The 25,551-nt window shown below is 45.8% G+C and carries 21 protein-coding genes and 1 pseudogene; 8 read left to right on the top strand and 14 right to left on the bottom strand.

All coding sequences use genetic code 11. The features are described from left to right. From Y697_RS14675 to Y697_RS07645, 14 genes and pseudogenes are all read right to left on the bottom strand, one after another. Nucleotides 1–3,419, bottom strand: a pseudogene (locus Y697_RS14675) (fibronectin type III domain-containing protein); the annotation flags it as partial. Nucleotides 3,420–4,107: 688 nt separating this feature from the next. Continuing rightward, on the bottom strand, nt 4,108–5,016 hold the full coding sequence (locus Y697_RS07705; protein ID WP_259462381.1) for an ABC transporter permease: 909 nt from the start codon (nt 5,014–5,016) through the stop codon (nt 4,108–4,110). Next, nucleotides 5,009–6,043, bottom strand: a complete 1,035-nt coding sequence (locus tag Y697_RS07700) for an ABC transporter permease (protein ID WP_121551052.1) — start codon at nt 6,041–6,043, stop codon at nt 5,009–5,011. Before Y697_RS07700 ends, Y697_RS07705 begins: the two co-directional genes overlap by 8 nt. Next, nucleotides 6,015–7,529 carry an ABC transporter ATP-binding protein gene (locus tag Y697_RS07695; protein ID WP_259462380.1) on the bottom strand — a complete coding sequence of 505 codons (1,515 nt, stop codon included), beginning with the start codon at nt 7,527–7,529 and terminating at the stop codon, nt 6,015–6,017. Before Y697_RS07695 ends, Y697_RS07700 begins: the two co-directional genes overlap by 29 nt. Before the next feature lie 74 nt (nt 7,530–7,603). After that, nucleotides 7,604–8,590 carry a BMP family protein gene (locus tag Y697_RS07690; RefSeq protein ID WP_121551050.1) on the bottom strand — a complete coding sequence of 329 codons (987 nt, stop codon included), beginning with the start codon at nt 8,588–8,590 and terminating at the stop codon, nt 7,604–7,606. Continuing rightward, nucleotides 8,587–9,546, bottom strand: coding sequence for a carbohydrate kinase family protein (locus Y697_RS07685; RefSeq protein WP_121551049.1), 960 nt, complete (start codon nt 9,544–9,546; stop codon nt 8,587–8,589). Before Y697_RS07685 ends, Y697_RS07690 begins: the two co-directional genes overlap by 4 nt. Beyond that, entirely contained in the window at nt 9,543–10,361 is an 819-nt protein-coding gene (locus tag Y697_RS07680) for a BtpA/SgcQ family protein (protein ID WP_121551048.1), read from the bottom strand. Before Y697_RS07680 ends, Y697_RS07685 begins: the two co-directional genes overlap by 4 nt. Further along, nucleotides 10,358–11,182, bottom strand: a complete 825-nt coding sequence (locus tag Y697_RS07675; protein ID WP_259462379.1) for a BtpA/SgcQ family protein — start codon at nt 11,180–11,182, stop codon at nt 10,358–10,360. The genes Y697_RS07680 and Y697_RS07675 overlap by 4 nt, the downstream gene beginning before the upstream one ends. Then, nucleotides 11,182–11,964, bottom strand: coding sequence for a GntR family transcriptional regulator (locus tag Y697_RS07670; protein WP_259462378.1), 783 nt, complete (start codon nt 11,962–11,964; stop codon nt 11,182–11,184). Before Y697_RS07670 ends, Y697_RS07675 begins: the two co-directional genes overlap by 1 nt. A gap of 633 nt (nt 11,965–12,597) precedes the next feature. Then, a complete protein-coding gene (locus Y697_RS07665) occupies nt 12,598–13,023 on the bottom strand; it encodes a hypothetical protein (protein ID WP_099771533.1) in 426 nt (141 codons plus the stop codon). A 171-nt stretch (nt 13,024–13,194) separates the two neighbouring features. Continuing rightward, nucleotides 13,195–13,974, bottom strand: a complete 780-nt coding sequence (gene cas6 / locus Y697_RS07660; RefSeq protein WP_121551046.1) for a CRISPR-associated endoribonuclease Cas6 — start codon at nt 13,972–13,974, stop codon at nt 13,195–13,197. A 17-nt stretch (nt 13,975–13,991) separates the two neighbouring features. Continuing rightward, complete coding sequence (locus Y697_RS07655) at nt 13,992–15,365, bottom strand: sigma-54 dependent transcriptional regulator (RefSeq protein ID WP_121551045.1); 1,374 nt, start codon at nt 15,363–15,365, stop codon at nt 13,992–13,994. Further along, entirely contained in the window at nt 15,362–16,270 is a 909-nt protein-coding gene (locus Y697_RS07650; protein ID WP_121551044.1) for a hypothetical protein, read from the bottom strand. Before Y697_RS07650 ends, Y697_RS07655 begins: the two co-directional genes overlap by 4 nt. Continuing rightward, nucleotides 16,228–20,130 carry a DNA-directed RNA polymerase subunit beta gene (locus Y697_RS07645; protein WP_121551043.1) on the bottom strand — a complete coding sequence of 1,301 codons (3,903 nt, stop codon included), beginning with the start codon at nt 20,128–20,130 and terminating at the stop codon, nt 16,228–16,230. The genes Y697_RS07650 and Y697_RS07645 overlap by 43 nt, the downstream gene beginning before the upstream one ends. A gap of 128 nt (nt 20,131–20,258) precedes the next feature. On the opposite strand from Y697_RS07645, the gene Y697_RS07640 reads away from it, so the two are divergent. The 8 genes from Y697_RS07640 to cas5 all read left to right on the top strand — a co-directional run bounded on the left by Y697_RS07640 (nt 20,259) and on the right by cas5 (nt 25,551). Beyond that, the gene (locus tag Y697_RS07640; protein WP_121551042.1) at nt 20,259–20,849 is read left to right on the top strand and encodes a DUF4433 domain-containing protein; all 591 of its coding nucleotides are present in this window, start codon (nt 20,259–20,261) and stop codon (nt 20,847–20,849) included. 4 nt (nt 20,850–20,853) lie between these two features. Next, entirely contained in the window at nt 20,854–21,543 is a 690-nt protein-coding gene (locus Y697_RS07635) for a macro domain-containing protein (RefSeq protein ID WP_121551041.1), read from the top strand. A gap of 91 nt (nt 21,544–21,634) precedes the next feature. Further along, nucleotides 21,635–21,784 carry a hypothetical protein gene (locus tag Y697_RS14670; RefSeq protein ID WP_183083758.1) on the top strand — a complete coding sequence of 50 codons (150 nt, stop codon included), beginning with the start codon at nt 21,635–21,637 and terminating at the stop codon, nt 21,782–21,784. A gap of 272 nt (nt 21,785–22,056) precedes the next feature. After that, nucleotides 22,057–22,401 carry a hypothetical protein gene (locus Y697_RS07630; protein ID WP_121551040.1) on the top strand — a complete coding sequence of 115 codons (345 nt, stop codon included), beginning with the start codon at nt 22,057–22,059 and terminating at the stop codon, nt 22,399–22,401. 46 nt (nt 22,402–22,447) lie between these two features. Continuing rightward, nucleotides 22,448–22,621: a hypothetical protein gene (locus Y697_RS14665; RefSeq protein ID WP_014731187.1), complete on the top strand. Its 174-nt coding sequence runs from the start codon at nt 22,448–22,450 to the stop codon at nt 22,619–22,621. Between the two features lie 16 nt (nt 22,622–22,637). Continuing rightward, a complete protein-coding gene (locus tag Y697_RS07625) occupies nt 22,638–23,939 on the top strand; it encodes a hypothetical protein (RefSeq protein WP_121551039.1) in 1,302 nt (433 codons plus the stop codon). Then, the gene (cas7i, locus tag Y697_RS07620; RefSeq protein WP_259462377.1) at nt 23,920–24,810 is read left to right on the top strand and encodes a type I-B CRISPR-associated protein Cas7/Cst2/DevR; all 891 of its coding nucleotides are present in this window, start codon (nt 23,920–23,922) and stop codon (nt 24,808–24,810) included. Before Y697_RS07625 ends, cas7i begins: the two co-directional genes overlap by 20 nt. A gap of 45 nt (nt 24,811–24,855) precedes the next feature. Beyond that, nucleotides 24,856–25,551: a CRISPR-associated protein Cas5 gene (gene cas5, locus Y697_RS07615; protein ID WP_121551037.1), complete on the top strand. Its 696-nt coding sequence runs from the start codon at nt 24,856–24,858 to the stop codon at nt 25,549–25,551.

Here is a 25,551-nt window from a genome sequence, read left to right as displayed (position 1 = left end):
GTGATTGTTGGAGCTTGGTTAGGTCTGTCATATGTGAAAGCCCAGCTTATCGTACTCGAGTAAGCACCTTCGTTGTCCTGAGCCCTCACTTCGAATATGTGGGAATCTTCAGTGTATTCACTCCATGTATAGCTTGTGCTCGTCCCATTGCTTACCCAGTTACCTCCGTCTTTTCTGTATTCGTACTTAGTAATGGTTCCATCCGGATCACTGCCATTCCAGCTGAATGTACTGCTGTTCTGGGATATTGTTCCGGAAGGACCACTAATGATCGTTAATGAAGGCGGCCTATTGGGATCTTCTGTCAATGTAACATTCAATGGTCCCACATATTCAGAATATGTACGGAGAGGCGAGATTTTGAATATAGAAAACTCTATCGTTGCTTCTGAAAAGGCCTTAATTCTATACTGATAGTCCGTATTCAAATTTAGCCCTGAATCGGTGTAATGTGTCATGCTCCCCGAGATTGTGGGTCCCGCGATGTCATTATCAATGCAAGTAAACAGCCCTCCTTGAACACTTTTCTCAAGTTCGTATCCAGATTCACAATGTGAATTGTCTTTCCAGCTCAATTTGGCTTTATCCAGGTCAACTTGTACATATTCCAAATTGGTCGGTTTTGCCGGCCAGTTTATTGACATTTCAAGAAACGGTACTTCAACAATAGGTAGAGGTGGAGCATCCACCGATACTTCTAAACCTATACGCTCTAACCAGCTCGATGTTGACATTCCAAAAACAAGATCAGATTTGAATCCTGTTTCATATTCCAGTGCTACATCACGCGTTTCCCAGTCAAAATCATCTCCAAGTTCTACGCTTCCTTCAATAGTATGGTAAATATAATTCCTTAGCTTGATTGTGGGTCCAGCCAAATAAAGAACATTGAAGCTTAACTCGAAGATCAGTCCAGATCTGTGTTCAAGTTCTCCCTTAATATATGGTGTCCAGTATGTCTCCTTCTTTTCTTTTCCTTCCATTATCCACTGAAACCCATTCAGATTATCGATTTGGAAACCGAACTTTGCTTCCCACTCTCTTTCCAGTTTTCCCTTGATTCCAACCGCACCGGATAGATCCCACTCATGCATAAAACGTGGTTCCAGTGCAATTTCTATCGGAATTGCGATAAGACCAATCGGCATCCACATTGTAGAAGAAAACCTGACAGGCACTCCAGTTATTTCTGACAATGAAACTTCATCATTCATTAACGGAATCTTTCCCTCCAGCTCAAGACCACTTTCCAGTTCTATCTTCCAGTTTCCATTGAAGTAGCTTCTGAATAGAACTTCGCTTTTTCTTATCTTTAATTCAAATATAAAGCCGCCTCCAATCGAAAGCTTTCCTTTTATGAAACCTTCCAGTGAAACACCTGAAGGAAGCTTTGATTCGAGAAAACCTTTAGACACCTCAAATTCCATTTCAATCATATTTGATAATGCCGTCGGATAAAAACCTTCCAGTTCAAAGGAAGTAACCTCATTCTCGCAGCTGAAATCGAGAGAATCGAAGATATCTGTCAGCGCTCCTTCTTCGGTATGAAGCAAGACATCTTTTCCAACAATTTGAGGTTCCGAGATGAGTTTTCTTATCATCTGATTCTGTGTATCTACTATCACATCGCCTTGGCTGTATGATGGAAAATCTTCTGACAAGACATAAGCAATTTGACCTTCCGAAGGTTCAACTAAACTTGATATTTCATATGCTTCACTGGAACCAACTAATTTTCCTTCTTCTGGCTCATAGAAGATTATCCCGGATTCTGAAACTGTTTCAGCAAAAAACATGCAGCCATAATCCTGACTATCATCATATATAAACTCTAGGTATCTTGGGATATCTGCCTGAGGATCAAATGGTCTTGTCAGGAAAAATGACTCCTGGTAAGCCAATTCATAAAACTCAATGTCTGCAGAACCATCTTTGTCCAGATCATATTGACTTCCTGGAGAGAGTAAGATGTTTGAAGTAAACGTAACGTTTATGGCGTTTTCGAAAAGAAGATAGTCAAAAAGCAGATTATTTTCATAGTTCTGGACTTTCATGTAACCATATTTACCACTGGAAGTCATGGTTCTAATGAGAAGTCCATCTCGAAATTGGTTTTCAGGGCCGTCAGAAGCGAGCAAACCACCATTATAATAGGAACATGCCCTCAGCTCCTCAAATGATAACTCACTTTCTGTGTAAGAGAAGGTCCAACCTACCACACCCGAGTAAGTTCCTTCATCATCCTGCGCTCTAACTTCAAATGTGTGAGGACCTTCTGAATACCCGCTCCAAGTGTATGAGGTATCCGTCGTAGAATACCAGCTGCCTTCATCCTTTCGGTACTTGTACTCTAAAATAGTGCCTTCAGGATCATTTCCATTCCAGCTGAATTTGCTGCTTCTTTGGGATATTGTTCCGGATGGCCCGCTAACTTTTGTAACCGTGGGGGGCTGGTTAATGACATTGTAAATAAAATTCCAGATCACTGAGTTTGAGTAAGCGCCTTCATTATCTTGAGCCCTAACTTCAAATGTATGGGAGCCTTCAGAATAACCACTCCATGTATAGCTTGTGCTCGTCCCATTGCTTACCCAGCTAGCGCCATCCTCTCTGTACTCATACTCGACAACAGATCCGTCCGAATCGACACCTGCCCAGTCAAACGTACTGCTACTTTCCTTTGTCTGCTCGCCGGGTCCATCCACTTTGGTTAGAATCGGTGGAATGTTATCGGAAAGCTTTGCTAGAACTCTGTCTTTTACCCCATAGGAAGAACCAAGTACAAGCGTGTAATCGTCTATCTGATCATAAAACTCATACCAACCGGGTACATCACCGTCGAACCTTGTCATAAAATAGTGTTTGTTATCTGCCTGAACAAATTCCTCTCCACCACATTGAATCAGGATGTTTTCGTCTCCTAAACTCAATCCTATTGCATCAATAAACTCAATTATTCTTCCAGAATAAGCTGCTTTTATCTCATCCCAGTCAGCAAGTGTAGCATTCGGACCAAACTCCGATTTAACAGCTGCTTCTAAGTCATCCGTTTCCCAATAGTAGTTAACTGTTATGGCATAGGGGAAGAATGAATCAGGAGAATACGTGAAGGTCCAAATTACTGTACTCGAGTAAGCGCCTTCGTTGTCCTGAGCCCATCCACTCCATGTATAGCTTGTGCTCGTCCCATTGCTTACCCAGCTACCTCCATCTTTTCTATATTCGTACTTAGTTATTGTTCCGTCAGGGTCACTTCCATTCCAGCTGAATGTACTGCTGCTCTGGGATATTGTTCCGGAAGGACCGCTTGCTTTGGTGATTGTTGGAAGCGTATTTGGAACGGGTGGACATCCAGTTATAAATAGCACCACAGCTGCTATAAGCACCAGCAAACAAAGCGTGAAAACTCTGTTCTTCATTACCCCACCTCCATAAGTGAGGCTTTGCACCTATACAAGACAAGTGAGAACTAAGTAAAAAAACGGGAAGAAGTGCAATGCACTCATACGATTAATATACCACTTGTTACATTCTAAACAAAATGAAAATTTGCTTGTTCTAACTAGATAATGTGATTAGTTACATAAAGAGAGAAAATCTGAACCTTTGCAGTCTTTTATTGAGGGAAAGGGGTAATGATAACGAACAAAAAGTACCAGTTACCGTGTAAGACCAGCCACTAACGATCATAATAAGATCAATGCGAATCACTGACCATGAAAAAAACAAAGGATCTAACTAAGTTTACACTCTTTCAGGACAGACTCCATTTTTAACAACTCGTTAACCTTCATCAGACCACAGGGAATCTCTATTGAAAAAGTATCAAGACTCGCTGCGACATTAAGGTCAAGCTATAGCTTTGGATTGTGCACACGTAATTGCTTTATCGTTTATCAGTTGAAGTTCTGAAAATAGCCCAAACTGCTAAAAAAGAAAATGAAAGCCACAATGTCGCCACAAGGTTGTCCTAAATGCTTATTTCATAAGGATTATAGACGGTTTTCTGAATTGCTCTTCATCACAAAAGAGCTCAGTCTTTTCCACGGTCCGGATAATCTGTGTATCTTGATTCAAAAGTTGACTACTTGAAGTAATCATTCTGCTTCAGGCGTTCTTCAGTCTCTTTCTGGTTTTCAGATGAAACAACAGGAGCACGACGACGCTCATTATGTAAGGGAGCATTAAAGCAAACTGAGGCGCGATCTTCTCGCTTTGTAGTTTGACAGATAGTGCATCGAAGACTCCAAAGAGGAGCGAAATCAAGAGAATTCTCTTTGGTTTCCCCCCGGAGATCAATATCGCAGCGAGGGCTACGAACCCTCTTCCTCCCGTCATGTCGCGGGAAAACATCCTCACGTTGTAGAGCGAGAGTTGCGCCCCGGCCAAGCCACAAAGCGCTCCGCAAAGGATGCTTGACCAAAGCTGAACGAATCCAACCTTTATACCCGCCGCCTTGAGCGCCTCGGGCATCTCTCCACAGACCCTTAGCCTGAGTCCGAAGGAGGTCCTATAGATAACATATGCAAGCAGGAAGGCGATCAGAATAGAGAGATAAGTGAGAATACTGAAATTGAAGACGTAGTTGTCAAGAAAGTAGTTTCCTGACTTCAGCTTGAGTTCAACTATCGAGGCAATATCCGGGGAGTTGAACGCATTCTTTCCCTGGAACATGACTCTCATCAAGAACAGGGTAAGCGAACTCACGAGTATGTTGAGCGCGAAGCCTATCGCGAAGTTGTTGGCCTTAAGAAAACTCACAAACACTGAATAAAGGAGAGAGATCACGATTGAAGCCAGCATTCCTGCCAGTATTCCATACAGTGCGCTGCCTGTGAGATACGAAAAGACAACGGAGAAGAAGGCGCTTATAAGCATCAGACCTTCCATCGCCACATTGATTATTCCCGCGTGATAGGTGAGAGCACCTCCTAAAGATGCAAGCAGTATGGGAGTAGCCATTCGGATAGATGTTCTGAATAGTGTTGTGATTAGTTCCAGGTCCATCTTAACCATCCCTCCGTCCGACGATGAATGTCTTGAATGCTGCAACAAAAAGCACCATTACGGCTTGCAGGACGCCGCTAATCTCTGCCGGAACCGACGAGAACAACTGAAGATTGACGCTGCCGGTATGAAGGACGGAGAAGAGAAAGGCTATTCCTACGATTAGCAGTGGATTATTGAAAGCGAGAAGACAGACAAGGAGACCGGTGAAACCGTATCCCGGTGAAAAACTCTGCATGACCCTTTGAGTCATCCCCAAGACAAGGAGGCCTCCGGCAAGCCCTGCGAGAGCTCCCCCGATCAGCATGGACAGCATCTTTGTCTTGCTGACCCTCACTCCGCTGAGCTCGGCGAACACAGAGTTGCTGCCGGTTATCTCGAACTCGTATCCCAGAAGAAACCTCTTCCTGAAAATGAAGAGAGCAAGGACGATAACGATAGCAACGAAGAATGTGGCTGAGAACTGCGAACCTTCAAAAAGGTACGGAATCACAAAACTCGACTTGATATAAGGGGTCTGGGCAAGAGGCGACTTTGGATCTCTGAACGGTTTGTTTATTAGATACGCTATTATCTGAGCAGCTATATAGTTCCCCATAAGTGTCGTGACAACCTCGTCCATCTTAAGCTTGATCTTGAATATTGCCGGCCATGCCGCCCACGCCATTCCAAATGCGGCAGAGACAATCAGGGCAACAATGATGTTCACCAGACCGACCCCAAAATCGACGGAGAAACCCACAAGCGCCGCGCCGAAGGCACCAAGAAGGAGCTGTCCCTCCCCGCCTATGTTCCACATGCCGGTCCATGCGGGAACAGCCACAGCGGCAGCGGCAAGAATGAGCGGGACCATCTTGTTCAGCGTGGAGAGTATTTGATAGTGGTTACCCAGCGAACCATCTATGATGTAGTAGAATCCCTTGAAAGGCGATTCACCGCCAAACCAGATTATCAGCGCCCAGACAGACAATATGCATACTACAAGCAGAAGTGAGAACGAGAGCTTCTTAAGGCTGAGCGTTCGAGCAGTGAACATCTTGCGACCCCCTTATCCCCGTCATGTAATAACTGATCTCAGTCGAATCGTAATGAGGGTACGACAACTCGGCAACGGCCCTCCCGCGATAAAGCACGATTATTCTGTTCGCAAGATCCATTATTTCCTCTAGATCACCGCTTATAAGGACTATTCCCGATCCAGCCTTCGAAAGCTTCCTGAAAGAATCATGAATGAGCTTTCTCGCAGCGACATCTACCCCAGTCGTCGGCTGGGCAGCGAGCAAGACTTTCGGTTCAAAGGCAATCTCCCGGCCGACCAGAAGCTTCTGCATGTTCCCACCCGAAAGGGCGCTAACAGTCGTTTTACCGTTCTTGCTTGTACGAACGTCATAATCGGCAATGATAGATTCGGCGAAAGCTCTCGCCTTTGAATTGTTGATCGCAACTTTTCCAAACTTTCCGAACTTGTGGTGACCGGCTATGCTGTTATCTATTATGCTTCTGTCGGGAGCGAGTCCCTTCTTCATCCGGTCGTCGGTGATATATGCAAGCCCGGCCATTCTCCTTCCGAAAGTGTCGTGATCTTTCAAAGAGGACCCTCTCAGCTTTATGTCTCCAGATGAAAGCTTCAAATTCCCGGCGAGAGCTTCAAAGAGCTCTTCCTGACCATTGCCTCCAACACCTGCAAAACCAAGAATCTCTCCTTCGTGGAGTTCGAAGCTAAGATCCTTCAGCGTTCCGGACACGTCACAGATCTCCTCAACCGAAAGCACGACATCGCTCTTCAGGGAGTCCTCCGGGTGTTCGGAGAGGTCGATGGCACTTCCTATCATCATGTTTGCCACGCTCTCTCTGTCTACTTCTTTCTTTTCAAAGGTACCCGCAACTCTGCCCCTTCTAAGGATCGTTATTCTGTCTGCGATTGCAAAGACTTCACCCAGCCTGTGGGAGATGAAGACCACCGTTTTTCCCATCTCTCGAATTCCCATTACGAATTCCAGGAAGTCATCGACCTCGTTTGGGGCAAGAACGGCTGTAGGCTCGTCCAGAATGACAAAATCCGTGTCTCTGTACAGTACCTTTAAGATCTCGACCTGCTGTCTCTTGCTGATCGGCAATCCTTCTATTCTGTCTTCAGGCGAGATAGACATTTTCAACTTTTCGATCAGCGAAGCGACAGATCTGTTAACCTCGGCCATATCGATCTTCCTCAACTTGTTTTGGAAGCGATTCTCCATACCGAGTACGACGTTTTCTGCTACAGTGATGCTCTGCACCAACTTGAAGTGCTGATGTACCATCCCCATTCCCAGATCTATCGCCTCCGAAGGATGCTTTGGAGAGAATGGTTTGTCCTTGAAAGTAATCTCCCCAGAAGAAGGCTTGATCATACCGAAAAGGATATTCATGAGAGTTGACTTCCCCGCTCCGTTTTCACCGACGATAGCGTGGATCTCGCCTCTCCTGACGTCGAAGCTCACTTCCTTAAGGGCTTCAAGGCCGTTTGGGTATGTCTTGGACACGCTTTTGCAGGTAAGAATCTGTAACACCCCCCGATACGAAACCGGAGCCCCTAGAGGGGCTCCGGAATATACACTCAATCAAAATACGAGTCTACAACTATCTCTCCGTTTGCGATCTTCTCTTGAATTGCTTTGATTTCTAGATAGACGGACGCCGGAACGGTGTCCATCATAAATTCGTTGTAAGCTAGTCCGACTCCGCCATTGGCAATACCGTAAACATGAACGGATCCCTTTTCGAGCTTGTTCTCTATCTGCATTCTAATTACATCGAGAACGGCGACGTCGACTTTCTTCATCATGCTCGAAACTATGAAACCGGGCTGAAGGTAGCCCTGATCTGTATCCACACCTATAGCAAAGAAATCGTAGTCTCTGGCTGCCTCAAGAATTCCAAGCCCTGTTGGACCGGCCGCCTGGAAGATTACGTCGGCGCCCTCTTTTGAGACAGAATAGGCAGTTTCCTTGCCAAGCGCAGGGTCGTAGTGATCGCCCGCATACCTGGCGATAACCTTGACATCTGGATCGACATATCTGACCCCGTGCTCGTAACCGGCCTGATAATCTCTTATAACGGGCATATCAAAACCGCCTACGAATCCGACAGTCTTCTCTGGATTTATCTTGCTCAGCTCCGTCTTGTCAGTCAGCAGTGCAGCAAGACAGCCGGCGAGGAACGCGCCTTCGTTCTGCCTGAAGGGAACAGAGACAACATTAGGAAGATCCGATGTGCCATCGATGTAGACGAATGTCTTTGATGGGAACATCGCACTGACTTCGGCCAGCTCCTTGTCAAAGAAATATCCCGGGTCAACAAAGATCAGGTCGTAATTCATGGCGCCGGCCCTTAGTGAATCGAAATACTTGGAAGGGTCGACATTGCACTCGAAGACTTTGTACTCGATCCCGAACTGCTTCTGGGCTTCCTGAACACCAATGTAAGCCATATCTGTGAAACCCCTGTCACCAATCGCATCTCCTGCGACGATTGCAACCTTCAATGCTCCGAAACCCAATGCCACAAAACCGAGTAAAACCAGAATCAGAATCAACCGTTTCACGATACTTTCACCCCCGTCTTAATAGATTTGTAGTACTTGCTCTTCAACATACTTTCTTTGTCTGGATAAGATGTAGCCGCACCGATTCTCTCTGTGCTGATCGCAGCGTAGACATTGGCATAGACGCCTATCTCCTTCTTTTCAAGCTCATTGGCGTATCCCCAGACAACCGCCGCGTTGAATGCATCCCCGGCCCCCGTGCAGTCAATAACATGTGCATTCGGAGCAGGAAAATCGAAACCTTTCTCTCCAGAAATCAGTGAACAGCCTTCTGCTCCCTTCTTGATCCAGATATCCGAAACGCCTGCAGCAATCAAGTCAGAACAGAATCTGAACTTCTCTGATTTCGAAAGGATTATTGCCAGCTCGTCTCTTGCAGGAAGGAAGACGTCAACATACGGAATCAGCAGCTCTATTCTCGAAATCGAAACACGATCGGTCTTCCTCATATTTGGATCAAAGAAGACTTTCGTCCCCTCGATTTTCGCTCTCTTCACCACTTCAACAAAGGTCTCGAATGTCTCCTTGCCCTCGACTATGGATACACCCGTTAGATAGAGCATATCCGGGTATTCGGAACAGTCTGTAATATCCTGAGCAGTCATGTGTATGTCCGCGGCATTCTTTCTGAACGAGAAGAATGTTCTTTCGTTGCCGACAGAGAGTGAAAAGACGACTCCCGTAGGATACGAATCAGAGACTACCGGTGAAAACTCGATGCCAAGCTCAGAAAGCTCTTCCTTTATGAAACTTCCGAAAAGATCTTTCCCAATCATCGTTACAAAATCCGCATCTATTTCGAGTTTCTTCAGGCCAACAAATGTGTTCAATCCCGAGCCACCCGGCCTGAGAGTCGGCCTGTCACTATAGGTCGAACTCCCCGGCGTCGGGAAAACATCAAACTTCCCTATGATGTCGACATTTATGTCGCCCAAAACGAGAACGGATTTTGTCATCTATTCCTGATCTCCTTGATCACTCTCATGAAATCCTTCACTCTATCGGAATCGATGGACTTGTAGGAATCTCCGTCGATCTTGAATGTTGAACCGACAAAGGCTCCAGAGGCAACTTCAAAAATCTTTTCCGCATTGGCCTTGTTCATTCCCGAACCAACCATAATCGGGTATTCGGGAAGCACTCCACGGACCTTCTTAAGATCTTCGAGAGGAGTCTCAAAGCCTGTATGCTTTCCGCTAATAATGACTGCGTCGGCAAGGAAGTATGCGGCGTCATACGCCGACTCCTCGATCGGTCTCATCGCAAGAGGGGCCGAATGCTTTATATGGACGTCTGCGAAGATCTTGATCGAGGGATCGAGGAACTTCCGGTATCTCAGTATCTCGTGCGGTCTCCTGATAGCAAGGCCCGAAACATCGACCGAGGCTTCAGTGAAAACCGTCGCCCTAATGAACTTCGCCCCGGATGAATGCGCTACAGCAATCGATGCTATTGGATCGGCGAGAAGGCATATTCCCATCGGCGTGTCGGGAAATGCTTTGTGAACTTCGTGCGCCACGATAGAGAGTGAGGCGACCGTTTCTGCCGGAGCGACATCCGGAAAATAAGAGGGATCGTTGTAGTTCTCGACCTGAAAACCGTCAACTCCTCCTTCTACAAGCTTACCGGCCTCCTCGACCGCCTGAGCAATGACGGCGCTAAGGCCTTTCCCGTTATAAACAGGAGAGCCGGGCAGCGGTTTGAGGTGAATCATTCCGATTATTGGCTTTGAAGTGCCGAAGACCTCGTTGAACTCGGTTATAGTCGTCATTTCTCAAGCTCCTTTCTGCACTTTTCCATATTCTTCGAGAACTGTCTCACTCTTTCGGGATCTATCGGGCTTTCAGTCTTGCCATCTTTCTTCAGGCTGGTTCCGACAATGACCGCATCTCCCAGTTTCGGAAAGTACTCGGAAAGACTATCGGGAGTGACACCGCTGCCTACGATCAAAGGCAGATCGGGAAGATAATCTCTGACTGCCTTTACGTCTTCCGGCTTTGTCTTTCCTCCGGTCTTCTTACCCGTCACTATTACTGCGTCGGCAAGCCCGCGCTCATATGCGTCTTCGGCAGATTCTTCAATCGGCCTTCTCGAAAGCGAATACCCATGCTTGATATGAACGTCGGCAAAGATCTTCACGTCTCGCGCTTCGATCATCTTTCTGAACCTAAGGGCATCTGCCGCGATACTCTCCATCATTCCCGCGTCCACGATGTACGTTTCTGTGTAGTACGGCACCCTGATAAACTTCCCCCCGACGGCCTTTGCGATCGCAAGAGCTGAAATCGCATCGGATTGAAGAACACAAAGTCCTATCGGTACTGAGACACTCTTGACGATCTCGGAAGCAACGTAACTCATGGATGCGACGGTCTCAGGACCTACCCTCTTCTTGAACATCATGTCCCGGAAATTCTCCACAATTAACCCGTCCACACCATTCTCACTCATAGCTTTTGCTTCCTCAATGGCAGCTCTGGTGATCTCTTTCATCGACATACCTTCGTATCTTGGTGCTCCCGGCAGCGGCTGCAAATGAACCACACCGATTATTGGGAGCTTCTTTCCAAACACTTCTTCAAACATCTTCATCATCTCACTTCCTGTCTATAGAGTTCTTGGGATATAAAATATCTGTCTGGCCTGAATAATCCCTCCATGTATTCAATAGGAACGTTGTTTGAGATAAAGGTGAGTCTCACAATTTTGAGGAGTGGGGCGTTCTCCTTAACCCTCAGGAAACCGGCAATTCTCTTGTCGGCGGCTTCGGCACTGACAGTTTCTGAAGCCTTCTCTATTCTTAAACCCAGGGATTCGATCTGCCCGTAAATCGAAGTTGCGTTGAAGTCGATCTCTTCGATTGGAAGAGCTCTCGAAACTGGGAAAAAAGACGTGGTCAGCGCCATTTCAAGGTCGTCTACGAGCCTAAGTCTCTCTACCTTGATAACGTCGTGACCACAGTCAATTGAAAGGAGATTGCTAATCGTGTCGCTAATCTGAATCCTTTCGACACTCAAGAGTTTTGCAGAGGGTTTATGTCCCGTAGCAATAATATCTTCTGAAAAGCTGTTGAGAACATTCAGCTGAGTGGCCAGTCTTTCGCTGCTCACGTAAGTGCCCTTGCCAACCATTCTCACGAGAACTCCGTCGTTTACAAGTTGATCTATCGCATGTCGTACGGTCATGCGGCTTACCTTGAACAGATCAACCAACTCTCGTTCGGATGGTATCCTGTCGCCGGGAACGAGAAATCCGTTTTCGATCTGCTTAATCATGTAGCTTCTGATCTCAAGATAGATAGGTATCATACCGACACCTCGCATTCGCGTATAGATATCTATATGTCTATACCACCTGCATTCTACGCTTCTCATATGAACCAAAGCTTTTACTGGAATTAAGTTTTCATGGGACATATAGACAATCATTCTCAATACATTCTTGTGAGTGGACTTCGGAAGCATACCACCGTATTTTGAAGATTCATTGTTCGTTGACAGTAGAAAAATGCAGAAGGAAGTTGAATTCCTTCTTTCCGTTAGGGTGTGTGAGTGGAACAGTTGCATATTCTGAGTTGCAAGTTGAAAGAAATGAAAGTTGTCCCTCAACGGTTCTCAGTTCTCCGTGTTCGAACAACAGGAGAGCTATTGATACCAAAGCGAAAAGGTCCTTGATTGGCTCTTTGCTAGGTAATCTCGTATCTGACCATGATACGAGACACGAGAGGGATCTCTATCCCTCAGCGTGCAGCGAATAGCGTGTTCTTGCTAGCGGATCTTAGTAGCCTGCAGCGAACACCGAATTGCTGGTACTCAGAGGCACTGTCATTCTCATTACTTGGAACTTGGAACAGACAACATGGAACTGTTTTTCACAGCGATCAGCGAGTTTTTGCTCCTAAGCGTACAGCGGTTCTTTGGAATGAAGAACTATCTCCTAGCAAAAAAAGAGGCAAAGGTTAACTGAATGTAAAAAATGGAGTTACGAAGGAAGGGATTAAGAACGACCTACTCCTGGAACATTGAAATGGTGGCATTGCATTCGTACTTGACGCCCTTGACAATTATGTCGTATGGCAGATAGAACTCTTTGAAGGTTTCGTCTGGAGTGATGAGAACCTGTCTTGTCTGGCCTGGAAGAACTTCTATCTCAGGCTCACCTTCGATTACTACATGTGAGCTTTCTCCTGTTGACGATCTTATCTCTTCATAGAATATGGCAGTTATTGACTCTTCGAGGTTGTTAGTTATCGAAACGGTGATAACCCTTCCAGCTTCAATAGAAATATCTACTCCAGGTACGTGTCGGTCCATTTTCATTACATACACATCGGGAAGTTGAGGTCTCTCTGTAACAACATGGCTGGTGAATAGAAGTACCGCGCCAACAGCTACCGCCAGAGCCACTCCACCTATAACATACCATATGTTCATACCATCACCTCCGACCAAATATACCACCGCACAAGCATGAGCTTTCTGCTATCAGAATCCTAAAGACACATGCAAAGTAATCGCAGTGTTCTATTTTAACTGATCTTGAGTAGCCCAGACTGCCAATTCAGATTCCTGAAAACGACTTTTGTTAAAAACACCGTTTGATAATCAAAACCGCTTCCCGGCAATCTCTATCATTCCCATTCCAAGGGAATTCTTTTCTCCAAGTCCGGTGTCGTACAGAAACGCAATCTCCTCTCCGGTACCGGAAATCTTTACTGGGACGACCGATCCGAAGACTTCTATGTCGTCAACAATATTGATTCTTATGTTGCTCTTCCTCCCGACTTTTTCTACATATTCGCCATCGACAACAATACTGACACTGCTCTCTCTCCCGGAGAAAACTCTGAATTTCTCTCTGGCATTCTTAGTAAGGAATTCGCCAAACTGGGCAGGATCCTGATAGGCCCTCAAGTAGAAAGGCGTATTATATTCATCGTTTCTCGTGGAAAGAACGATCGGTGTAATACATTTGAAGAGCTCCTCTCCGCCTTCAAAACTCTCCGTCGATGCAAAGGCGTTTTGAATCACAAGATTATGATTGAGGATTCTAATTTCCCTGTTCAGAAGCAAGAAATCCACTAGATGCTGCATGATCTCTCTCACCGGCGAGGATATATACAGAGCAGCGATATCTTTGGTGAAGACAATCATCTCGCCATTATCTCCGGCTTTGATATAAGCATTCTTTTCCGGAATTAGCTTGGAGAAACAGAAGAACTTGAAGCTCTTGCTTCCGTCAAGAAAGCCCTCATCGTGCAACCATTTCGAATAATCGGGATTTGCCTTTTGTATCATCGCGTAGATCAGACCCGAAAGCTGGTGAAAGTGATTGCGGGGATCGGCCTTGTTCTTCAGACCGCTAAGCGTAAGCTTAACTCTCATATCTACCTCCCATAGAACTAAAACTGAACATCTCTAGACAGAACAATCTCCCGTCCATCCATCTTTGCGCTCATCATGGCCGCGGTAACAACTCTCTCTAGTTCTCGATAGTTGCCGGGGTACTCGTAACCCTCCAGTTTCTCTATTGCGGCTATGCTTATCTCATCTATACTTAGATTCAGAATCTTCTTTTTCACCTGGAGAAGATGACTAAGAATATATCTGAAATCTGACTTCCTCTCAGAAAGCGAAGGCATGTGAATCTCGTAGGCAAAACGCTGATAGAAGTCAGACCTGAAATTGCCGAGGCTCATTTCCTTTCTAACATCTCGATTCGTGGCGGCGATAATCAATACGGGAACTCTCACTCCCGAAGTATCTGAAAGGCCTTCTATAAGGACCTTCATATCGTCCAGATAGGTCAAAAGCTTTGCCTGAATGGCAGGAGAGATTTCTCCGATCTCATCGAGGAATACCGCTCCTCCCGCCATTGACACCATTTTTCCAACCTTATAAGAACTCCCGGTCCACGACCCCGGAAAACTTCCGAAAAGCTCGCTTTCAAGAAGGTTATCGCCCATATTGACCAGTGAGATTCTAGAAAAGGTCTCCAAGGAGCCAAATAGGCTGTTTGCTATGTACTTCGCCAGAAGAGTCTTGCCGCAGCCGGTTGGACCCGTAAGCAGAATACAAACCGGCTTTCTGAACTTCATTTCGGATGTCAAATCATTCAGTTTTCTTATGGCTATTCTAGCTCCTTCAAGTTTCGGGTCTTCAGAGAGTTCCTTCTTTTTTAGCTCTTCAAGAACCCTTTTCGATTTTAATCTAAACGTCTTTAGCTCTTTAACATAGGGCATGACAGACGTTATTATTTCGTTGGTCTTCTTGACGTTCTTGTGGGTAATCTCGTCTCCAAATAGCGAAATATAGGCGTCTTCATCTTCGAAAGCCTTGTCATCAAGTTTCATTTTCCAGTCGATCCTTTTCTTAAAGTCCCATTCAGGAAAACGGGTTGATAGCTTATCTCTCAAAACGTTTTTCAAGACATTCTCAAACCGTGAAACCTCACCATACTCCATCCTCTCTCCATAGAACCGATCGATGGGGAAGATTCCGACAGCACCCATTCTTTGCGCGAATCTTACTATGTTACTTTCAAGACCTCCTTTGAACATTATGAATAAGTTGCCTGAAGACCGTTCAGGATTCAGCTCTCCAATGACCTGCTGGGAGATGATCATTATTCCCTGTTCTTCGCGAAATTCAGGAAGCTCAACAATCTCCACTTTTTCTCTTAGATCCTCTTTTGAAGAAACAAGACTATGAACGATCTCCTTGAGCACTCTTAGCTCATGCTCTTCAAAACCCTTCTTGACAATGAATACTTTCATTTTCTAGCTCTCCCAGCAATTTGATGAAAATAATGCCTTATTGAACTTCGGTTAAGCTCTTTCAATAGAGCTTTCGGTTCGCCCAGTTTGCTTTCGGGATACCCGGCCTTCATAATGTCCCTGTTCAGGCCGATGACTCTCCCCAACAAATCTTCCACCTCAAGCGAATAATCAATCAACCCTATAGACTTTGCGATCACTTCTTCAAACTTGCACTTGAGCGCTTCTCCCTCCTCCGGATCCCCCAAAGCGATTCTCATAATCGCCAGTGCCTGCTTCGAAAGATTTGGGGCACCGCTTCTGGGAGTTAGGCAGTTGAGAGTGTATAGAACTCCGTCGGGCATCCGGAAGAGATACCAGGATAACTGGTTCTTGGATACGTCATTCAAATCGGAGACACCAAAGAGAATCTTTGAGCTGAGCGAGCCAAAGAGATCTTGAATCGAGGCCGTCTCTCCTTCGAGGTATCCATTGAGGAAATTCTCAATAATCCTGCCTGTTCTTCTAACCGTTTCCCCAAAACGCCTCATGTGTTCTTCTTTTTGGGGAGAGTTTTCAGAGAATTCGAAACTCCACCTGTATCTTCTCAGACAATGGTACCGCTTTCCTTTGACGATTTCCAGAACAACTCTCTTCTCGGAAATCGGATTCCTCTCTGCCGGCTCAAAAACCAGATTCTCAAGGTTCTCTACAGATGCGAACGGATCGGAATTTGAAGTCTCGTCATTATCGTGGTCTTCAGACTCGACTTCTTCAAACGTTTCTTCATCTGGAAGCTCCTCTTCACTTTCTTCGCTGGTTTCAACGGGTCTATTCCTAAAGGACGTGGTCAGCGATTTAAACTTTTCCTTGTTTTTGCCTTTCAACTTTTCAAGTATCTCTTCTTTTGTTTTTTGCCTACCCATTTATCCACCTCTCCCGGCCTAAGCGCATAATTCGCCTTAGGAGACTTCTCTTCAATTTCCTCTCCGATTCCGATTTTCTCTGAACTGCCGCTTTTCTCGAAAGAGAGCGCAGAGAATATCCCGACTTCCCTTGGATCAGAGAGTCTCTTCTTCAATTCCCCTTCAGTACGTATCTCGGTATCCTTCAAATGTCTAAAGAGAACCTCCAAATAGATAGAGGCCACATCTATGGTACCGAGAACGGGCGATCCCTCTTCAGCAGAACTTGATGCCGAATTCGATGAGCCCCTCATTATCCCTTCGATAGATCTGTCGGCAAGCCGTTTTAGATAACTGGAAAACTCTTCTTCGGCCTTGAAGAATTCCGAAGAGACTCGCTGCATACTGAACCCTGATGAGCCCGTCTGGAAGGTCTTCATCGAAAGCTGAGTTCCCCGCTCTCCTATAGTATGGCCTGAAAGAACTCCCAAAAAGCTGCCGACTCTAAACTTCTTCATACTGGAGAGCTCGAGACCCGCACACTTTGAACAGATGCCGTTCTCCCCTGAGGACGCACACTTAACCGGGCTTCTCAGCAGAAGATCGCAGTCTCTGAAGTCATTCAGATTACTTCGTGTCACAAGCATCCACTCTTTGTCCATCGGCCTCTTGACATATCTGCCGAGTATCAGTCTTTCAAGAGAGTATTTTCGCAATGCCAGATGCTGGATAAATGATTGATTGAGTTCTATTCCGTCATCTGTACAACAGTCTTCTTCTGTGACAGAAACGGGATACAGAAACTCGACCAACTTCCTGGTAAAGTATCCCGCTTCGGCGACATGGAGTTTCTTGTCGATCAAACCTGTCCTCGATCTGGACGCAATGTTCACTTCATGACCATCTCTACGGCCAAGGTAATCTTCTCTCGATACTCCTCTCGCAAAGGCCTCAGCCCTTCTTCCATCGAGATCAATCCCCTCAGCCATCTGTACGAAGTGCTCTGGTTTTCCTCTACTGCCCGAATCTTTAACGCTCTTGGCAACCTCACTCATCAAAGCGATATCGCTCAGATCAAGACTCAGTTCCGATTCCTTTGCCGCTGCAAGACTTTCATTCTGCCACTTCAGAAGATCCTTCGAAATATCGTGGGAATTCTCAATTTTCTTTGTTAACTCCTCTTTTACCTTCTTGGAGTTTAGTCCTCTTTTTCTGTATAGACCGTATACCAAATCCTGGGTGACCGAAAAAGTGAGTTCTCCCGTTCCAATTCTGAATGGGTTGTTGGAGGGAAGCATAGATTTCAGCTCACTTTTCAGATCGTCATTCTGATCAACGGGCAGGTAAACAGCCATGGAGTCGCCATCGAAATCGGCGCCGAATCCATCGCACAACATAATTGGCAGTCCTATTGTCTTGTTCTCCCAGAAGATCGGCCTGGCAGAGGAAATACTGTGTCTGTGGAGAGAGGGCTGTCTGTTGAGAAGCACGTAGAGATCTCTCTCCTTCGCCAGATCATTAGCAACCTTAATCCCTTCTTTAGAATCCTCTTCAAGAGAAAACCAAACTTTTGCAAATTCGTAGGGAAGATACACATGGTCTATGTCTATATCTGTCACAGGTGTGATAACGGTCCTGCCAGAAGAGTGAATCCGTCTTCCAAGCATGTACTTTCTCAAGTATCCCGATTTCGATAGCAGGAACCTTTTCTCCTTTCTGTCTTTCGCTTTCCCTTTTATCTGCTTGAAGAACTCGCTCATGGTTTCGTCGCTCGTGACTTTTTCGAAGAACTCGTCAGAAGCATTCTTTACGATTATTCTCAACGGGCCGTCCTCTATCTCAACATCAAAATCCCTGTAGTAGTTCATAAGAAGCCTGAAGGTATCGAAATAGCGCTTTCTGAACTCTGAAGCGTCGCTGATGTTAGTTTGAGAAAACCTCCCCACCGTCTCAAGTGCACTGTTGTCGAAGAGAGTCCAAAACTCCATTTCGCCGATTCTTTGCCCACCCTCTCTCCGCTTTCCCTTCACTGGCTGTCCCGTAATCTTGGAGGTCTCCGCTAGATCTACTACATGGAGTTTGTCCCTTACGCAGTGATCTAGCCTTACAAAATACTGATAACCGACTGCTGCCTCAAACGAAGTTCCATCTGCAAAAAAGAGTCTCTTCTTCAGCTGTGGTATGTCTCTTCCTTTAGCGACTCTGGAAGCGAGGTCCAGATTCTTAAAAGGTCTATCGACATATTCACCTTCAAGTGATTTGTGCGTCTCTAGAAGTTGACCGAGATTCATCCTGGTTATTACCCCGAAGGGGCTCAGAATAACGTCCAGAGGTCTGAGTACGCCATCTATCTCGACATGTGGCATCTCCGTGTTGGAAACGATCTTCGATATAGTGCCCTTGTTTCCATGCCTGCCAGTAATCTTGTCACCAATTTCGAGCGGCTTTGTGATAGTCAAGGGAACCGTTACGGAGACGACGCTCTCGTTCAAGTTGTCTACTAACTTTTCCCCCTTCTTTATCTTCCTGGCGGTGGGTATGGTTCTCATAATGAACGAGATCATTTCCTCTTCTGGATTCTTCAGAATCTCTCCTGGATATGAAAGGTCATAGTAGATATTCTTTGAATACGACTTATTGGGATCATCGCTCCCCCCAAAAAAGACGCTTCTCTTCATCAACCAATCGCCCTTATTAACAATTGAACCTTTTGTTCTGAAGCGGTAAACAACCCTTATCGAACCTTCCTCACTGGAAAGCTCTATCGTAGACCTGTTCTTAACACTGACCCTCGCATTTAGCAATACAGGAACTGAGTCAACGATTTCAATTGTCTTTTTCTCTACGACGCACATTTTCGTTGCAAACCCTTCAGAACAGACTATTCCATCTTCGAAGTTCAAGCCGTTGAACAACGCATATCCTGCTAGGGCATTGACACCGTAGTCAAGATCAACTTCCTCATCTATGGGAGTCCGAATTATTGGCTTTTCGCTGGAAACGACCTTTACTGCCTGCTTCAGATTCTTGCCCCCCATAGTAACCCTAACGCCATCTGAGTATGCAATGAAAGGAACAGCACAAGTAGAAGGGCTAAGAAGGGCTTCGGAATCTTCGCCACTGCTTTCTATCTCAAGATTCGAAGCATCACAACGGGCGCCGTTTGCAAGGAAGAGATTCATTCCGATTCTCACGGATTCAGGAGTCTCGAGAAGATCCAGCTTCCCTAGATGGGAGAAATGAGGCAACCTAAGCGACTCCTTTACCTTGTCTCCGGGTATGACCGCCTTTCTCAGCTCGGATATCTGCAGAAGCCCGTTTGAAGAGGGCAGTTCAAAGAGGATCGGGACTTTCAGATACTTCGGATTCTTTATCTCGGGTTCTTCCTCAATGTCACCTTTGTCGTATTGCTTGAGAATCTCGGTTCCAACAACAGTTCTGTTGAGAAGAGTTTCAGCCGTTTCGAGGACTGTATCTACACGTTCCATGCCGTTTTTTGACTGCAGTTCTCTCAAAACCTGCAAGCACACAAAGGCCATTCTCAAGTAATACCCTGGCACTATCCAGAAGTTCTCGAGATCGAGATAGTCAGAGGAACGTCCCCTCTTCTCAAGCAGAACCAGCGGCGTTGAATACATTTTCGAAAGATATGAAAAGGCACCATCCTGATCGGGATATAGAACCTTGAACCTTACAGAATAACGTTCTTCTTCGAATGTAAACGAGAACTCCGCTAGAGCAGAACCGGAAGGCTCCTCGAGCGTTTCGATCAGTCGCAATCCCGGAGAGAACTTCTCGAACAACGATCTGTAGTCCTCTTTTATCAGAAGTTCTAGACCGGCGAAGACCTGCTGCAAGGAATAAGTGATTTTCTTAACCATAAATCCTCCAAAACAGACAACTGCAAAGAATTAGTAATTCAGTTTCAACGATATTATACGCTTTCCATTTGAGAATCCAAAGCCTCGTAAAAAAGTGTGATTATAAACCTTGAAAGGGAGGTGAGATAATGGTTACGAGCAGTAATCCCTTACAGGCGTTCGGAGTGAAGCATCTCTACTATCTTTCGCCAGTAAATAACATTCCTTCGATACTCGAACACGGAGTAATGAGCAAGATGGCAGTAGAGACTCTGGAGATACCGTACGATGATTACTCAGATCAGACCGTTCAAACGATCAGAGAAAGAAAGTCCCTACATGAATATGTACCGCTGTTCTTGAATACCAGGAATGCGATGACCTTCCGCTACCAGAAAGAAAAGAGAGATTTCGCGATTCTAAGACTGAATAGCGATCTAGTAACCCACTATGACTGCCTGGTATCTGACAGAATCGCCGCCTGCAGTGATGCCGAGATCTACACTCTAAGTGAAGCCGCTCTCAAGAAGATAAATATTGAACTGGTGCTTTCAGCAAGAAATTTCTACGATAACAGGTTGCTCAAGAAAAGACTTGGTGCCGAGATCTTAGTGAAGACCGACATGATCGAACCGGAATGGATCGAATGTATAATTCTAGACGGAACTACGGAAAAGATTAACGGAGTCTCCATCAGACAACTCCGCGATAGCGGATACAACTATTACTTCGAGGGCTGAGATCATGATAACTGTTTATAAGAAAAGTGTATTTGCCGCATTTGAAGAAGAGAAAGTGCCCGTCATCGCAAACACAGTCAATACAAAGGGAGTTATGGGTGCCGGATTGGCGCTTGAGTTCAAACTTAGATTTCCTAGCTATTTTGATAATTACAGAGAGAAATGCTCCCACGAAAGTCCCTCTCCCGGTTCGGCCTGGATATTCCGAGGAGATATTTTTCCAAGGATAATCAGCCTGTTTGTCAAAGAAGACTGGAAGATGCCATCAAAAATCTCCTGGATACGTTCCTCTCTTAAGCGTGCAGAAGAGATCATAACAGAAAGCAATTTTGAAAGAGTTGCCCTTCCTCTGGCCGGGGCAGGAAAGGGGGGTATAGATCCTCAAACATCGGAGAACATAACAAGAGAGGTATTTGAAAGCTCAAAGGCAGAAATACTTCTCTGTCTGGATAAAACCACTTCGAAAACCGAGGAATCGATGATAAAACAGCTAAGGGCGATGTCTGAATATGAACTGAAATGCCTTACTCTCAGGCCTTCGATCATAAAAAGACTTCTGGACAAACGCGAAGACGTCACTCGTTTCAGAGAGATCCTAGACATTAGAGGAATAGGAATCAAGACCTATTCGATTCTTTTTAACGCGCTGATCTCAAGAGAACCCGGCAATGATAATCAGCTCAATCTCTTCTGAGCTGTCTTTGCGGCAATAATTCAAAAAGTGTGATTATAAATCATGAAAGTACGATCCTAATTGAGGTAATGAGATAAAGGGAGGTGAAGCAGTGAAACCAAATGAACTGGGAGCACCTCGAAATCCAACAAACATCGCGCAGGCAATCATACTCATTGTCAAAGTAGGACTGGAAGTATTCGATGCTGCATGTCATATAGCTGTACAGTACAAGAAGACCAAGGAAGAACTGAGCAAGTAATCTGCGCCACCCAAGCTAACGGCACCTGGATCCCCGTTCCATACTTAAATCACCCAAAGACTCTCTCTCACCTGATTCTATTTGTCATTAGAGGAATACTGAGCCGCCTTCCCAGAAGATCGTGCCGCTTACGGAATAGGAATCACACGTAACAACGTTTTCCCTTAATAATGCCTTCTAGGTTGAAGAGATGATTCTTCACCAAAGGAAATTCCACCAAAAGGCCCCGAAACCTCTCATTCTATCTCACCTAAAAAGTGTGAGTATGTATCTTGGACTGCTTGCCAAGACTTGCAATGGAAGGAGGTGATTTCATCGAGCTTGTCTACAAATACTATGCAAAAGCTCCCTGGATTGTCGTCGATTACTTCAAAGAAAAACTGCTCGACTCTCTCAAAAATGGAGAGATACTTCCCGAAGGACAGATTCAAATCAGCCGACGGCAGGACGACTTTTCCGTGTTCGTTACCTTCTCCCATTTCTGCGAGGAAGACAACGGCGTAGAGGAATTACAGTCTGCTCTGGACAAGATATCTGAATTACTAAGTAAGGTCAACATCGCCTTTGAACCACCAAGACTCCATAAGATTGACGGGGAATATGTACTCGAGAACTGATACTCCAAAAAAGTGTGATTACAAAGCTTGAAGGAGGTGAGCCATCTTGGAAGACGAAAGAGATTTCTACGAGGATGATTGCCTAGATGAAGATGAGGGATTTGGTTTAGAAGGCAGCGCCTGCGCGACCTGCTGGTGCAAAGGAGTCTTCTGCGACTGCTGCGGTTGCACAATTCAGGAAGGAAGAAACGTCTGCGAAAACTGTGAGGACAATTCTTAACCGAAAGAGGTGTCACATGAGAGTTCATATAAGAAGTTTCTGGCAAATGGCCGGAGCGGTCGCGATAAAGAGATATACTGCAGACTGTACTATCACGGGAAACCTTTTCGAGACACAGACGCCCAAAAAGATAATCTTCGAGAATGCTCTCAAAGATATGCTCAACAAGAACGGCAAGCCCTGGGCGCCAAACCTCAGACCTTTTCTAAAGCAGTACACAGTTCTGGACAAAGTCTCAAAGATCCTCGAGGAAAACAAGATTGGAAGCAAAGTATGCAGTCTTTGCGGTTCTAGAGTCTCAACTCTCGAAAAACTGTCGATGCTGGGAGATCCTCTCTCGGTAAAAGCCGAGAACTTTCAGAGCTTCTTCAGCTTCGGCTCAGGAAGCGGCGAAGTCTGCCTTGACTGCCAGTTCCTTGGAATGATGGCCGGTCTCGCCTTGTTCTACACATCCTATAAGGACGGGCAGGACTACGTGATCACTTACCTCTTCCCGGAGAGCGATACTCTTGAATCGACCTACAATACATTTCTCTGGATGAAGGATCTCTACGAACCCGGTTCATGGAGAAACCTGAAGGTCAAATCGAGATTCTATCCTCAGGAACCCTATGAGACTCTTCTCCTTTCTCTTCACACCCTGTTCGAGAAGACCAGATTCATTCCCCGCTCTTCGTTCAAAGTTATGCAGGTCTCGAACACTGGAAGAAACAACTCATTTCTCAACTTCGACTCATTCGAGAGAGTTGAGGAGCTGACAACCTTTTTCGAAAACGTGGAGACCCTGGGTGGCGACTTCTCGAAATTCATGGACAGTCTGGTAATCCCCGGAAGCCCCTCTGCCGACGTTTCGAGACGTGAAGAGATATCCAGAATGATCCTCTCTTTCAAGCCACTCGAAGAAAGGCTTCAGATGATCATCTTTGATTTCGATTACCCTGTCCGTTCTATATACGAGGTGATAGTTGCATCAAATACCATGAAAGGAGTGAATGGCTTGGATCAAATGACAATCGATCTCTCAAAAAAGGCCGGAGAAGTGATTGGCAACGCGGTCTTTGAAGCCCAGAGCTTCGGCGATCTATACTCTTTACGCAACAGCCGCTCTCTGGAAGATCTCTTGCTCACCCTTGCCGATCTTGAATTCAAGTACGCAAAAGAGGATTGGAAGATCAGAATCCCCGAAGAGTTCATAAGGATTCTCAACGAGGAAACCTGGAAGAAGCCCAAGGCTCTCCTTGTAATCTTCGCCGTAAACAAATACCTTTCGAGACATTATGCATCCTCACAGAATGGAGGTGAAAAGATTGCAGATTAAGTGTCTCTCCTGGGGTTCAATATCCAAAGTCACTATGGGTAACCCCAACGCAGGATTCACAGAAGGCAACATTCAGACCGCAAAAAAGATCGTCGCTCCAGACGGATCCGCATTCAACTACGTTTCCGGACAATGTCAGCGCCACGGCCTGAGAGAGAGATTTGCAGAAATCGGCGAGGCCCTCTCCACTCCCGTAGATGGAGAAGTCGAAACTACACTCGGAGATCCGCTGAACTACATCGACGACGACCTCTTCGGCTACATGATCGCGGTAACCGGTGACAACAGAAAGAGAACGTCTCCCGTAAGAATCGCCCCGCTCGTATCTCTCTTCCCTTACAGAGGCGACAGAGATCTACTTACAAAGACAAGAAAAGCCAGCGACAAGGGCGGAAACATGGTTGAAACCGAAGTCTACTCCGCGTATCTCAGAGGCGGTGGACTCATAGAACTTGACAGGGTCGGCAAATTCGATCCTTCTGAAATCAAAGAGACCACACTCGAGATACAGAAAGAAGAGCGCTTGAGAAGACTCAACCTCTTCCTCGATTCCATGATGACTCTCTGGACAGGCGGAAAGCAGACCAACATACTATCAGACATCTCTCCGAAATTCATCACCTTCGCCTTTCAAACAGTAAAGCTTCCCTTCCTCCTCGAATCCGTAAGCTGTGATACAAAGGGAAAGATCATGGCCGAAACGCTGATCGATAGCATTACCAATTATTCAAGCATAATCGATCGCGTAATCATTGGAACCACGAAAGTACTTGACGCATCTGCGCTGGATGGTGGAGTTCCTGAGACAGTTGAAGTTCTTCCCATGACAGATGCCTTCTCCAGAGTGAAAGAGATTCTTTCAACAATATAACACTGGCCCCTCATGCGAGGGGCCTTTTCCAATGGAGGTGAAAAGATGTTAGTGCTCCAAATCTCAATAAAAGGATACACAGCTTCCTTTCGAAGCCCCGCATCCATGAATTATCAGGAGAGCCTGCCCTTTCCTCCGCCCACCACGATCACTGGAATAATCGGCGCAGCTACCGGCAGAGAATACTTCGAAGCACAGAACTATTGCCGGGACCTTTCTTTCGGCGTACACATACAGGAGAATGAAGGAATGGCGAAAGACGCATGGGCGATAAAGAAGGTAAAAGACGGTGGAAGATCCATTGGTAAGGCTGTCGTAATAAGAGAGGTCCTCTATCGACCCAATATTATACTTTTAATTGTGGGCCCCGAGACCAAACTAAAAGAGATCGAGAAAGCTATCTCCGATCCCTGCTTCCCCCTAAGTCTGGGAAGGGACGACGAGTTCATAACCTTTATCCAGTCTGAATTAGAGACCGCAGAGAGGGTGGAGAAATCAGTCATACACAACACTGTGGTTAAGGGAGACCTTCAAGGCAAGATCAACATCACCGCTCTAAGTGAAGGGAGTATCCCTCACTTCAAGACTTACTGGCTGAATAGCGAATTTGATCGAGATAAACGGAACCCGAAAGTACGGAGGCCAAGAAACAGATCACCTTACACATACATCTCCGAACCGGTCGAATACTCTGGAGAAGCAGTAGCTGTCTCAGATACTGTCTTTCCCCTCTGGAGGTAG

The organism is Mesotoga sp. BH458_6_3_2_1, from assembly GCF_003664995.1.
Classification (GTDB): Bacteria; Thermotogota; Thermotogae; order Petrotogales; family Kosmotogaceae; genus Mesotoga.
The sequence above is the reverse complement of the archived record's forward strand: the minus strand, read 5'-3'. Positions and strand labels throughout refer to the sequence as shown.